Genomic DNA, 13603 nt, shown 5'->3' on the forward strand with positions numbered 1-13603 from the left:
TTCATGCTTATTATCCTAAATCTACTCCAAAAGCCTTATTGGAGCGAACAAATATTTAATCCTAACAAACAAGTATTTAGGATCTCTCATTTATTGCGCTCGTGCCTGGAATCACTCTATTCTCCAACGGAGAATAAACATAATTTTATTGTATTCAAAAATAAGAATTTTTTATTACTATAAAAATCTTTATTTATTTTCTATCCGAAAGCTTTTTTACAGGCAACCTCAATACAGGCTATACTCCTGAATATTCCGCCCGATAGCCTGCATCAATTGATAATAGGTCACTTGATAATTCATCTTTTCCTGTTCGAATTGCAATTGAATGGCTGAAAGATTGGTCGCACTGGTCAATAACTCCAGATTTGTAATTGCCCCGGCAATATAATTGGTTTCAGCCTGCAAAAAGGCCTCCCGGGCTACTTGTATTTGCAATCGGGCCAGCTCCATTCTGGAGAGGGAAGCCTTTAATGTGTGGTAGAATGTAGTAATCTGATTTTTAATTTCGATCTCCATCAGACGGATCGCAGCCTCTTCCTGCACCAAACGAGAATGACTCAAAGCCTTTTCTCGTTTTCGGTTGCCTCCTTCATAAATCGGAATGCTTAACGTAGCCCCAACAGAATAATTTAATTTTAAACGATCCAAATGAGGATGAAAACCGTTTTTTCCTCCGGCCGTAGCTTTCAAGTCTAAAGACGGATTTGTAACCCTGCTACTGATTTTTTCTTCCTGAAAAGCGATCTCATACCGTTTTCGAGCCTCTCTGATTTCCGGTCGATTTTCCAGCCCTGTTGAGATCAATTCATCCAAAGACTCCGGGGGAAATGGAGAAATTTTCACCTCTTCCAGCACGACCCGGTCATCAATCAGCGTGTCCGCCAATAGAGAGAGATTCATATTTTGTGTGTATTTATTAGCCCGCAATGTAGCTAACTCCGATTCCGTTGAAGAGTATTTCACCTGAGTATTTAATACATCAAAATCCGTTACGGCTCCGGAAGCTTTTTTTACTTTTGTCTCATTCAAAAGACGGAGAATATCGGAAAGTTCATCCTGCTTTATCTGAATTGCTTTTCGAGCATAGCCTGTCAGGTAATAGGCCTGAATGGTCTGTAATGCCAAAGCTTGATACAATCCGTCCAACTGCAAACGGGCAAGCTCTTCCTGCAAACGAGCTGACTCGATTTTAGGACGATTCTTTCCAAAATCATACAAGACCTGAGAAAAGGAGAGACCGGCCTGATAACTATTTTTCATATCCAAATCAACCTCATGGCCGTCAAATTTCATCTTTGAAACCGGTGCTGTCCAAAGATACGAAGCCGAACCGGAAACCTGAGGCAAAAATACGGAACGGGCTTGTTCCACCTTCACTCTTGTACTCTTTAATACCTCCCAAGCCTGTTCCGTTGTCGGATAAGAAGCCAACACTCTTTGTACGACAAGAGTCAATTGCAATGTATCGTTTGGCTGTGCTTTCAAGGACAATACGCCTGCCCAAAAAATAAGAAGAGAGAATAAGCATTTCATATGATCCAGATTTTTAATTTTTCACTTTAAGAAGAAACACGGGGATAATCGCCAATAGAGTAATAACGAAGGCGATATAAAAAACATCGTTGATCCCGCTAATATAAGCTTCCATATCTATATGTTCCAATAAATACTGTTTGGCGTACGAAACGGCATTCGAATGGTTCAAACCTCCGGCAGAAGAAAAAAAACGAGTTAACCCGTCGATGACATCCGTGTACAATTGTCCCGTGTAAGCAATTGCTTCATGATAGCGCTCCGTATGGTAGGTCTGGCGTTGGCTCAACAAATGGCTGAACATGGCTACCCCAAAACTTCCTCCGATCTGCCGGATAATATTCGTAATACTCGATGCCTGTGCCATCTGTTCGTTTCGCATCATCTTTAGGGAAAGATTCAATAGAGGAGGATATAATATTCCTAAACCGACACCCCGAAGATAAAGGCTACTCATAATATACCATTTATCCGTTAAAAAAGAGAAAGAGTAATTCATGTAAAAACTGGCACACAGCAGAAGAAGCCCCAACACAATAATAATTTTCGGGTTAAACCGACGACTCAGGGCCCCGGCACTCGGAGAGGCTACCGCCTGAAGAAAGCCGACGGGCATGAAAAACATTCCGGTTTGATAAGCAGAATAGCCTAAGGAATTCTGCATATAAAGAGGTATTAAAAAAGTACTCCCGAACATCCCTATGCCAAAAATAAAAATAATCAGATTCGCAAATGAAAAATTGTGATCCCGAAATATCCGTAAGTTAACCAAGGGATGTTTTACGGTCAATTCCACGTAAAGAAAAAGGATAAAACTTACGACCGCGGTCCACATACAACCCAGGACCACGGGACTCGACCAGCCCTTCGTATTGGTACTCGATGTGACTTGAGAAAGTCCGTAAAGAAATACGGGCAGAAAAATTGCCGAGGTCAGGAAACCCCAAAAATCGAATTTCTCATGCGCTACGGTGTTACTCGGTTTTTGCACGATAAGAGTGAATATAATACTGAATATTCCGATCGGAACATTCACGTAAAAAATATAATTCCAATTCAAATTATCCACAAGATATCCTCCGATCAGAGGTCCGAAAGACACGGATGCCGCCGATGCTATCGCCCAGAATCCCAGGGCCATGCCCCGTTGATTCACGGGAAAAGCCGTCGTTACGATCGCCATGCCCGCCGGCATAAGCAATCCCCCGCCTATTCCCTGAAATACCCGCCAGAAAACCAACTCTTCTATTGCAGAAGAGTTTCCGCACATAAAAGACCCGAGAGTAAATACGATCAATGAAAAAATAAAAATATTTTTATACCCGAACCGATCGGATAACCAACCGGCAGCCGGCAAAATCGTCGCCATCGAAAGCATATATCCGGTTAATATCCATTCGGCCGAATTCATGGAAGCTCCTAAAGTTCCCATAATAACAGGCAAACCGGTATTTACCACCGTAGAGTCCAAAACAGCCATAAATGTAGTCAACATCACGTTGAACAACACAAGCCATTTATACCCCGAAGCATCCGCCACCCGATCCGTATCCATACATCTACTCTTTTATGATTTTTACCGTGGCAGACATGCCGGATACCAATTTTATCTGTTTTTTCTGAGCCTCATCCCCTTTTATCTTATCTATAGAGATTTTCAAAGGAATACGTTGTGTCACTTTCGTAAAATTACCGGAAGCATTGTTGGGTGGAACCAAAGCGAATTCAGAAGCGGTATTGTCACCGATGTAATAAATCTTTCCCTCAAAAGTCAACCCATCGTATGCATCCAACGTAAAAATTGCCGATTGTCCCACACGAATCTGTTTAAACTTGGTCTCTTCCAGGTAAACGGCCACCCATATCTCGTTTCCCCGGTTCAAGGTAAAAATAGTCTGTCCCGCCTCTATCATATCTCCGGGCAGGCTCCACCTTTTCCCGATAACCCCATCGGCTGGAGCTACGATCCGATAATATCCTAACTCAACCCGGGCCGACCGCAGAGCAGCATCCGTAGCCCGGATCGCCGACTCCACCGCCTTTATATCCGCCTTTATTCCGGCAAGACGATTCTGTGCGATCTCGGTTTGTAAATGTGCTGTTTTCCAATTCTGCTCTACCTCCTGAAATTTTTCCAACGGAATTACCCGGTTCTCATACTGCAATTTTGCCCGATTATAATTTTCGGTATTCCATTGCTCCGTAAGGCTTGCAACCTCCTCTTGTTTCTCCGCCGTTGCTAAATTTATCCGATCAGCCTCCAATTGAGCAAGCTGTTGTTCCCGCTGGGCTATCGTTTGTTGCAAACGGGCCTCCGCAATACTATCGTCCAACAAAGCCAAAAGCATTCCCGCCTTTACGGTATCCCCTTCCATCACATAAAGCTGACGAATCTCTCCCGATACCTGCGTGGATACATTTACCCGATAGGTATCCAGATTCGCATCGTCGGTACTGATATATTTACGGTAGTTAAGCCACCAGAGCAAAACGACAACGATAGCAATAACAATGAAAATAATTAAAAACACAATTTTCTTCCGCTCATTCTTGTGAATCGTAGATTGTAATGGCTCTGTCATAATCAAAATCTTTAAATTACAAATAAATAACCCGTCTGTCTCTATAAACGAAACAAACTTATTTCCGGTTTCGGAAGAAAGAATTTTTATAGAAGAAGAAAAAAATAACAACTACGACAAGGCCATCCCTTCTATCCTGTCCGGTTAATCTTTAATCTTTGTTACATACTTGACTTTCGCTTCGTTTTTTCGTAACTTAGCGGCGGATTAAATTAAAATAATATGTTCCCAAAAGATGAATTTAGAAAATATGCCACGAAACATAAAGGCATCAGCAGTTTGAATCTGGAACGGTTCGAATCTGCCACGGCAAGCTATATATCTCCGACCATCATCGAAGAGCGTCAATTAAATATCGCCACGATGGACGTTTTTTCCCGTTTGATGATGGACCGGATTATCTTTTTAGGTACACCTATCGATGACGATGTGGCTAATATCATTATGGCTCAACTTCTTTTTCTGGAATCCACGGATCCCGGAAAAGACATCCAGATCTATTTCAATACACCGGGAGGTTCCGTGTATGCCGGTTTGGGAATATACGACACCATGCAATATATAAAATGTGACGTGGCTACCATTTGTACCGGTATGGCCGCTTCCATGGGAGCGGTTCTTTTGACAGCCGGAACAAAAGGGAAACGTTCTGCATTACAACACTCGCGAGTGATGATCCATCAACCCATGGGAGGAGCCTCAGGACAGGCATCCGACATCGAAATTACAGCACGCGAAATTATTAAGTTGAAAAAAGAACTCTACACGATTATTGCCGACCATTCCGGAAATCCGTTTAAAAAAGTGGAAAAAGATTCCGATCGGGATTACTGGATGACCGCCGAAGAAGCTAAAAACTACGGTATGATCGATGTAGTATTAACCAGAGAAAAATAAATGATACAGGACAAATGTTCTTTTTGCGGAAGATCCAGGGATGAAGTGGATCTTCTTATATCAGGTGTGGACGGTTTTATCTGTGATATGTGTGCGACGCAAGCGTATGATATCGTACAGGAAGAACAAAAAAGCCATCCATCCTCGTTAAATCTGGATCAGATCGAGGTAAAAAAGCCGATCGAGATCAAAGAATTTATGGATCAATACGTGATCGGCCAGGATGAAGCTAAAAAGCACCTGGCAGTAGCCGTATATAATCATTACAAACGTCTGGCCCAAAAAGAGAACCAGGATGACGTCGAAATCGAAAAGTCGAACATCATTATGGTCGGCAGGACAGGAACGGGAAAAACCCTGTTAGCACGCACCATCGCTAAAATGCTACACGTGCCTTTCACCATCGTGGATGCCACGGTTCTGACGGAAGCCGGTTACGTGGGAGAAGATATCGAATCTATCCTGACCCGACTGTTGCAAGCTGCCGATTACGACGTGGAAGCCGCCGAAAAAGGGATCGTGTTTATTGACGAGATCGATAAAATTGCCCGTAAGGGAGATAATCCTTCCATCACCCGGGATGTTAGCGGAGAGGGAGTACAACAAGGGCTGTTAAAACTACTGGAAGGCTCGATCGTAAATGTCCCGCCCCAAGGAGGACGCAAACACCCGGAACAAAAATTGATACCGGTAAATACGAAAAATATTCTATTTATCTGCGGTGGGGCATTCGATGGTATTGAGAAAAAAATTGCCCAACGGATGAACACCCAGGTGGTAGGCTTTACTGCCAGCAAAGAGACGGAAACCATCGACCGGGACAATATGCTTCAATACATTGCCCCTCAAGATTTAAAATCATTCGGACTTATTCCGGAAATCATCGGGCGTCTACCGGTATTAACTTATTTGGAACCGTTAGACAGACAAGCTCTAAGGAATATCCTCACGGAACCCAAGAATGCCATTATCCGCCAATACGTGAAATTATTCGATCTGGATCATATACAATTGAATTTCGATGAAGAGGTATTTGAATACATTGTCGATAAAGCGATCGAATTCAAATTAGGAGCCCGCGGACTCCGTTCCATTTGTGAAGCGATTATGACAGACTTAATGTTCGAGATTCCTTCGCAGAAATGTGAAACCATCACGATCACCAAGGAGTATGCCGAAAGCAGGTTACAAAAATTAAGCGCCCAGAAACTTCGGGCTTAATCATAAAAAAACGGTCATTGACCGTTTTTTTACCTTCCTATCAGATCACGGATCACCACCGAGGCACAAAAACAACCGAAAGCAGGCGGCATATAAGAGATCGTTCCTACATTAGATTTTTTATTTTCACCCTCGCTTAGAACCACCGCTTCTGGATCGACCTCCTCCGGGGAAAACACGACCTTCACTCCTTTATATACGCCTAATTTATGTAATCTCTTTCTCAACATCCTCGCCAGATTACAATTATAGGATTTAGAAATATCCGCAATTCGTATTTGCGCAGGATCAAATTTTCCCCCGGCTCCCATCGAACTCACGATAGAATAACCGTTCTGCAAACTATGATATATCAAGAAAATTTTGGGTGCTAACGTGTCTATTGCATCCACAATATAATCATAGGGAGCCATCTTCAACACCTCTATCATCCGGTCGTCCCGAATATAATCATTAATAACATGTAATCGTATATCCGGGTTTATATCCCGAAAACGAGCTGCCATAACTTCGGCCTTAGGCTTACCCATATTACAATCTAAAGCGGGTAATTGACGATTCTTGTTGGTCTCTTCCACACAATCTCCATCAATAATAGTCATCTCCCCTATTCCCGCACGACATAACTGCTCCGCCGCATAGGCACCTACACCTCCTAACCCCGCGACCAAGACGTGAGCTTCCTGTAATCTTTTTAACGCCTCTTTTCCGACTAACAATTCCGTCCGGCTTAACCACTCTGTCATCATACCTTATATCTTAATCACTCTTTGATAATTATCCCAAATAACTCGTTTTAACTCTTCCTCCCCGATTCCTAATACAGAAGCCGCAGCTTCGTATATGGTCTCTATCCGTATCTCCCGATCATCACTCTCCAAAAAAAGCGCATATAACGGAATCTTCCTTAACAAACGAAATATGTTAGAATAAGGATTCAAAACCTGGGGACCCGCCGAAATATAAAAACCATGTTCTAATAATTGATTAAGAATCTGTTCATTATTATTAAAACCATGAATAATCCAAGGAATCGTTGTCTTCACCCCTTTATGTATTCTGATCAAATCGGAATAAGCCTTAACGCAATGAATAATTAAAGGTTTTTGTACACATTCCGCCAACTCGACCTGTCCCAACAACAGCGGAATTTGTTCCGAAAATAACACGGTAGACCTCCGATCCAAGCCACACTCTCCCATCGCAACCACCTCTTTTAACGCAATCATCCGCTTCAACTCCTCCAAAATTTCCTCCCGCTTTCTCGTGAGTTCTTTCATCGGATGCCAGCCCGCAGAATAGAAAAACTCGGTTCCCTCCGAACGGCTTTTCTCCAGTTCGGCTTTCAAATCGGCATAACACTCTCCGACGTCCAATATATTGACCCCGCCTCCTCCGCAATGCGTATGTATATTTACACAGGAAATCATTTTTCTTTGCTTGCAAGACAAACTCCTTTACACAAAGATATGAAAAAGGGAGACTACTTTGTCCCCTTATGACACATAATATTCAATATCGTCTTATCCGTCTCTTCCATTCCGGCCGTTCCGATCAACCCGACATTTCGAATCGTCTTTTCTATATCATCTTCTATGATTCCATCGTCATTGGTTCGGATTCCCCGCATAGCCAACAAAGCAGCCTGTACGGCTGCCGAAACTCCGGAATACACTTTTAAAGCGCATCCTTGCTTTGCCCCGTCACACATCATTCCCGTCAAATTGGAACACATCGTTTTTATAGCGTTCACTACCTGATCGTAATTTCCTCCCATCAGATAGGTTATGGCTGATGCCGCCCCGGTCCCGGCAATTAAAATACCGCAAAGAGCCGATAAATGCCCCATATAGGAGTGAATATGGGCTGCAATCAAATTACTCATAGCCAAAGCCCGCACCAACTGATCTCTGGAAGACCCGAATTTTTCAGCCGCAACAATGACCGGCATATATACCGTGATCCCCTGATTTCCGCTGCCGGAATTAGTCATCACGGGTTTCGGACACCCGTCCATACGAGCATCGGAAGCTGCTGTCGCCTGAATCAAGGCATTATTCAACAAATCATTTTCTAATAGCCCCCTATCGATATTTTCCTGCAAAGTTTTACCAATTTGCAGTCCGTACTCTTTTCTCAATCCCTCCGAGGCAATCTCCTTATTCATCTCGGCACCTTCCAATACAAATTCGATATCTTTCAACTCCACCTCATGGACAAAATCCCATATTCTTCTGACACTCAACTCAGGACAACTCTCTTTTGACAGTTTTGAAGCATCCACCCGATACTCTTTTTCAAAAATGACCTCCCCGTTTTTCTCCACATACACGATGTTCGTGTGGTCATTTACGATAATCACTTTTACCGTATCATCCCCTTTCCGGGCATCCACTTCCGCGTATAACTTATCGGGAGCATCTTCTTTCATGGAAACAATTACATTCGATACCAACTCCTTTGCAACTTGCAAATTATCTCCTTCGTTCACTTCTTTCAGTACCTCTAATCCATACCTACTTTTACCACAGACGGCACCTAAAGCGGCAGCTATCGACAAACCAACCATTCCCGTACCCGGAATTCCAACGCCCATTCCGTTCTTGTAAATATTCCCACTTACTTGCACCTCCAGATACTCGGGAATATCCCCTAAAACCTCTTTACATTTAGCACAAGCAAGAGCACAAGCCACGGGTTCCGTACATCCTAAGGCAGCTTTAGCTTCTTTTCTTAATATGTCAACAATTTGATTATTTGATACTTGAGTCATTCCATATAATTTTTACACGTGAACTTCAAACGATTCCCCCTATCCGTACAAAAATAATGTTATTTATCTATTTTTCTATCATTTCAATACAATTTATGCTATCTTTGTTCACTCCATGAAAGATCATGGTATCATGTTGTTACAACACGAACGATTAAATACATCTTATAAAAATGAGAGCACTTTTAGTCACAGTATTATTATTTATAGCGAATTACGGCTGGGGGCAAAACGACACGATCCCTTCTGTCGAAAAAGAGTTTGATTTCATACGTGAATTACTGGAACCCAATCGCTTGGGTGGAGTAAACATTCGAATTTCCGGCGATCCCAGGATCGAAAAATTAGTCAGGTTGAATATAACCAATAATAAAAAAGGATATTCGTTCAAAGGCTATCGAATTCAGATTCTATCTACAAGCTCCTCCAATTCGAACGTCGATAGTTTAAAAAAATACACGGAAAATTTCGAAAAGCTTTTTCCCGATATTCCGGCTTATTTACAATATTTTGATCCTGATTTCAAAATCAGAGTCGGCAACTTCCATTCCCGTCTGGAAGCAATCCCCGCGCTAAAACGTATCCGCAAAAAATACCCCAACAGTTATCCTGTAAAAACGGACATCTATTTAAAAGAATTGAATCGGGTACAAGAACAAGATACGATTTCCGCTCCTGATCCTTTGCTGCCGTTTAAACGGTAAGCAAAGCTTCAAGTTGTTTTATTTCGCTTGCAAAATTTATAGTAGGATGAATCCGGCTTACCTCTCGAATGGTAGCCAATAATTTTCGCACCATGGTTTGGTAATCGTCGGAAGCCACATCGAACGGACGGTGAGCCATTCCTTTATTTATTCGTCCTATCGTATTCATCACGCCCAAAACATCCGGACTAATATAGCTAAACAACAAACGCTCCCAAATATAATCGACGGTAAACGGCGTTAAATGAAGCATATCTTCCGCGTAAAAACGATAATCCCGCAACTCATCTAATACAATCTCGTAAGCGGGGAAATAATAAACCTGATCCACGGCTTCCCGTATCTGATCAATAGCCAGCAATAACGTCGCTTTACTCAACTGATTGCCGTCGGCTCCATCTTTCCAATGACGGATAGGACTAACGGTAAACATCACCCGCAAATCGGGATTCACCTCCCGTAACTGGTGGATCAACGAAACATACTCGTTCACGATATCCCCGATACCCAGTCGGTAACGCTCGAACTCCTTGGCGGGAATTTTATGACAATTCGACACTACCGTCCCTGTTTTTATATATTTATAGACCCAAGACGTACCCCATGTTATGACTAATAAATCCGTTCTTCTCAAGTTCTCACAAGCTTGTTCGAGCCTTCCGTTTATCCGGTCCAGAAGCGTCTGAAGTTCTTTATCCGAAAAACAACTATGATGACAAAGGCTTATCCATTTCCCATTCTCTTGTAACAAATCCTTTTCTTGAAATTTTTTCTTATCTAACATCAGGTGAAGTACATTGGCCACCGAATAGGGATTATACACGATACCACAAGGATTCACATCCACATCAAATTTATAATATGTAAACTTATTGCCCATATTCTCGGCAAAGCAAGATCCCAACAGCATCAGTTTAGAACGGTAGTCAATCAAAAAATCGGGAGGGGTAATATTCACCTTCGTCTGTAAATTCATATCCGTTTGTTTTAATTTTAAACTCTTTTAGCTTTCCTACAAAAATACGGAAGATTTACTTTTTTTGTACCGACAATCTCCATCTATTTTATATTTTTGTACAAAATATCTACGTATGGGAATCATCACCATGTTTATGATTGCCGTTGGTCTTGCGATGGATAGTCTCGCCGTAAGCATCAGCGGAGGGATTTTTATGAAGCCGTTTTGCCTGAAACAAACCATGAAGTTAGCCTTAACCATGGGGATCTTTCAAGGAGGAATGACCCTATTAGGTTGGGCCCTGGGGGTCAGTTTCAGTTCATACATTACAGCATACGACCATTGGGTCGCTTTTATTTTATTGTCTTTTTTGGGAGGCAAAATGATTTACGAATCTTTTCAGGAAGAGACCAGTTCTTTCGCCTCTTTGTCGAATAAAACATTATTAACCTTAGGAGTGGCAACCAGTATCGATGCACTTGCCGTCGGAATAAGTATGGCCTTTTTAAAAGTCAGTATATATCTCCCCTCGTTTATTATCGGTTTCACAACATTCATTTTATCCCTTGCCGGAGTTTGTTTCGGTTATCGCTTCGGCAAAATAAAAGGAATCAACGTGGAATTACTCGGGGGAATCATCCTGATTGCCATAGGGACAAAGATTCTTATCGAACATTGCTCCGAATAATTTTCTCTATACCTTTCAATATACCGCATATTTCTTTATCTTTGTAACCACATATCTATGGGGCAGACCTGGATTTGACAGCATGATGAATAGGTATGTAAGCATGTCGGGCGTAGTGAAGCCGGCCCGTTAATCCCGGACGCAAAATTTTAATTGGCGAAAGAAATTACGCTCTTGCTGCCTAATCGAATCACAGTAGATTGAGGCTTAATCTCCGCTCAAGGATAGTGGAGACAAGACATCCCGCCGGAGGATCCACCTTGTTCCAACCGGCATTCGGGGTGCAGGCAATACAAGGTTAGCCGATGTCACGCTTCGAGGCGTAGGTGAAATTCAGAAGCTAAGGTGCAGTTTGGGTGCTTTTTTCCGGGCTGCATTCGAAAACCAATAAAAAGCTAAGCATGTAGAAAGCATATTGATTCCGTGTTTGGACCAGGGTTCGATTCCCTGCTGCTCCACGAAGTTCTTTAAAATTATTGAAAATCAACAACTTACAACGGACACTTAATTTATTAAAATGTCCGTTGTCGAGTTCATTTAACGTTACGAGTTAAAAGCAAACACGTTACGAAGATTTTCAACGGACAAGTTGCGGACAAAATGGACAGTTGATTTCATACTACTCTGATTTTTAAGTTGGGGAATTTAAAACAGACAAAATGAAACAACGAGAAGTTATTGCAACAATACCCAAATTATGCGAAGGTAAGGAATGGTACGTTTACTTTTCTGTTCGTAATCCGCGAACCGGGCGCATGGAAAGGCAAAAGATTCGAAGAGGTTTTAACGAATTGAAAACCTATGCCCAAAAAAGAGAACATGGACAGAAATTAATCAATCAATATTCAGAATTACTGAAAAACGGCTGGACTCCCTGGTCTGATTCTGATAAAATTTATGAGGATCAGATCCAATACAAGAATGAATCGGAAATTTTTGGATATTTAAAAAGAAGTAATAACTGTACCCGGAAATTATCTTCAGAGTTCCTTTTATACAAACAGGGTGCCTTAAAAGAAAAAACATATTCTTCGTATCAAAGCAAAATGCGAATTTTCACTTTATGGTTAGAAAAAAACGGTTTTGGTAAATATGACATAACGGCAATTAATAATAAAATTATATTGAACTTCTTCGATTACATTATAAATACACGAAATCTTGATAAAGTAACAGTAACAACATACAAAATAAAAATTAAAGCTTTCTTCGATTTCTTAATCAGAAAAAAGTATATTAATAATAATCCCGTTTACGATATTCCAGCAGCAAGAAAAAAAGTGGATGCAGCTCCAAAACCCATCACTCCAGATGATTTAAAAAAACTACTCGTTTGTATACAAAAAGATGATCCTCAATTATATCTCGCTTGCATGATGCAGTACTACTGCGCAATTCGCCCCGGCACTGAGTTAAGATTACTAAAAATCAAACACATCGATTTTTATTCTGGAAAAATAACAATAAACATAATCGATAGTAAAGCTCCACGACAAGATGTTATCCAAATTCCACGACAATTACACGAACTAATAACAACGGTATATCAGCTACAAAATTTTAATAAAGAATTCTTCATTTTTGGACGTAAAGGCATACCGGGATATGAAGAACTCGGGAAAAACACATTGCGCAATCGGTTCAATAAATTTCGTGATAAACTAAAACTAAGCAAAGAATATAAATTTTACAGCTTTAAACACACCGGAGCGGGACTTCTACTTGATTCTGGAGTGACATTTAAGGACCTAATGGACCATCTTCGGCATCACGACATCGAAAGCACATACCATTACATCAGAAAATATAAGGGAAATACTAACGAAAAAATAAGAAATCATTTTCCGGATCCATTTTCAATCTAAAAAAAGAGGAGCGTTTAAACGCACCTAAATCCAAAATATACTATAACTACAAAAATCTACGAACAATTTTCCAAAAGGATGGGGCTGAACACGCCGCCAAAACAAGTACGATCCACCACATTATATCAGGTATTCTATTTTTAATAACTTCTACCGGGTAAGGAACTTGTATTTCTTTTTGTTTAAATTTTAGCAGCGAATCGTATTTAGCTTTTAAACATGAATAATCCCTTGTAAGTTCTTTGTAAGAATCACGATACCGGTAAAGTTCAGTACGCAACACGTTACCTTTATCATCAACGATTATAACAGTAGAATCTTTCAAAACGATCGAATCCTTAATGCTCGCTTTTTCTTTTATTACAACGGAATCCCTCTT

General features: G+C 41.2%; 12 protein-coding genes and 1 other RNA gene. 6 read left to right on the forward strand and 7 right to left on the reverse strand.

Annotation, left to right across the window (positions count from 1 at the left end; translation table 11 throughout):
* Nucleotides 1-228: 228 nt before the first annotated feature.
* Genes QZR76_RS06605 through QZR76_RS06615 form a run of 3 tightly spaced genes read right to left on the reverse strand, consistent with a single transcriptional unit; the run spans nucleotide 229 to nucleotide 4118 of the window.
* Nucleotides 229-1536, reverse strand: a complete 1308-nt coding sequence (locus QZR76_RS06605) for a TolC family protein (RefSeq protein WP_294141539.1) — start codon at nucleotides 1534-1536, stop codon at nucleotides 229-231.
* Between the two features lie 13 nt (nucleotides 1537-1549).
* Nucleotides 1550-3076: a DHA2 family efflux MFS transporter permease subunit gene (locus QZR76_RS06610; RefSeq protein WP_308572964.1), complete on the reverse strand. Its 1527-nt coding sequence runs from the start codon at nucleotides 3074-3076 to the stop codon at nucleotides 1550-1552.
* Nucleotides 3077-3095: 19 nt separating this feature from the next.
* On the reverse strand, nucleotides 3096-4118 hold the full coding sequence (locus QZR76_RS06615; RefSeq protein ID WP_294141543.1) for an HlyD family secretion protein: 1023 nt from the start codon (nucleotides 4116-4118) through the stop codon (nucleotides 3096-3098).
* A gap of 222 nt (nucleotides 4119-4340) precedes the next feature.
* Here QZR76_RS06615 and clpP point away from each other — a divergent pair, with 222 nt between their 5' ends.
* The gene (gene clpP, locus QZR76_RS06620; RefSeq protein ID WP_294141545.1) at nucleotides 4341-5015 is read left to right on the forward strand and encodes an ATP-dependent Clp endopeptidase proteolytic subunit ClpP; all 675 of its coding nucleotides are present in this window, start codon (nucleotides 4341-4343) and stop codon (nucleotides 5013-5015) included.
* The gene (gene clpX, locus QZR76_RS06625; protein ID WP_294141547.1) at nucleotides 5016-6236 is read left to right on the forward strand and encodes an ATP-dependent Clp protease ATP-binding subunit ClpX; all 1221 of its coding nucleotides are present in this window, start codon (nucleotides 5016-5018) and stop codon (nucleotides 6234-6236) included. It abuts the gene before it with no gap.
* Between the two features lie 29 nt (nucleotides 6237-6265).
* Here the strand turns inward: clpX and QZR76_RS06630 are convergent, their stop codons facing one another.
* The 3 genes from QZR76_RS06630 to QZR76_RS06640 are packed head-to-tail and all read right to left on the reverse strand — an operon-like array spanning nucleotide 6266 to nucleotide 9009.
* A complete protein-coding gene (locus tag QZR76_RS06630; RefSeq protein WP_294141548.1) occupies nucleotides 6266-6985 on the reverse strand; it encodes a tRNA threonylcarbamoyladenosine dehydratase in 720 nt (239 codons plus the stop codon).
* A 3-nt stretch (nucleotides 6986-6988) separates the two neighbouring features.
* Nucleotides 6989-7666, reverse strand: coding sequence for a TatD family hydrolase (locus QZR76_RS06635; protein ID WP_294141549.1), 678 nt, complete (start codon nucleotides 7664-7666; stop codon nucleotides 6989-6991).
* 53 nt (nucleotides 7667-7719) lie between these two features.
* On the reverse strand, nucleotides 7720-9009 hold the full coding sequence (locus tag QZR76_RS06640; RefSeq protein ID WP_294141550.1) for an L-serine ammonia-lyase, iron-sulfur-dependent, subunit alpha: 1290 nt from the start codon (nucleotides 9007-9009) through the stop codon (nucleotides 7720-7722).
* 173 nt (nucleotides 9010-9182) lie between these two features.
* Here QZR76_RS06640 and QZR76_RS06645 point away from each other — a divergent pair, with 173 nt between their 5' ends.
* Nucleotides 9183-9713, forward strand: coding sequence for an SPOR domain-containing protein (locus QZR76_RS06645; RefSeq protein WP_294141552.1), 531 nt, complete (start codon nucleotides 9183-9185; stop codon nucleotides 9711-9713).
* Here the strand turns inward: QZR76_RS06645 and QZR76_RS06650 are convergent.
* Nucleotides 9703-10689, reverse strand: coding sequence for a GSCFA domain-containing protein (locus QZR76_RS06650; protein WP_294141554.1), 987 nt, complete (start codon nucleotides 10687-10689; stop codon nucleotides 9703-9705). The genes QZR76_RS06645 and QZR76_RS06650 overlap by 11 nt on opposite strands.
* A gap of 115 nt (nucleotides 10690-10804) precedes the next feature.
* Here QZR76_RS06650 and QZR76_RS06655 point away from each other — a divergent pair, with 115 nt between their 5' ends.
* The 3 genes from QZR76_RS06655 to QZR76_RS06665 all read left to right on the forward strand — a co-directional run bounded on the left by QZR76_RS06655 (nucleotide 10805) and on the right by QZR76_RS06665 (nucleotide 13224).
* On the forward strand, nucleotides 10805-11359 hold the full coding sequence (locus QZR76_RS06655) for a manganese efflux pump MntP family protein (protein ID WP_294141556.1): 555 nt from the start codon (nucleotides 10805-10807) through the stop codon (nucleotides 11357-11359).
* A gap of 59 nt (nucleotides 11360-11418) precedes the next feature.
* Nucleotides 11419-11820, forward strand: a transfer-messenger RNA (tmRNA) gene (gene ssrA, locus QZR76_RS06660).
* A gap of 198 nt (nucleotides 11821-12018) precedes the next feature.
* Complete coding sequence (locus tag QZR76_RS06665) at nucleotides 12019-13224, forward strand: site-specific integrase (RefSeq protein WP_294141558.1); 1206 nt, start codon at nucleotides 12019-12021, stop codon at nucleotides 13222-13224.
* Nucleotides 13225-13603 lie beyond the last annotated feature (379 nt).

Origin of the sequence: uncultured Sanguibacteroides sp., assembly GCF_900543425.1 — a bacterium.
Taxonomy (GTDB): Bacteria; Bacteroidota; Bacteroidia; order Bacteroidales; family Marinifilaceae; genus Gabonibacter.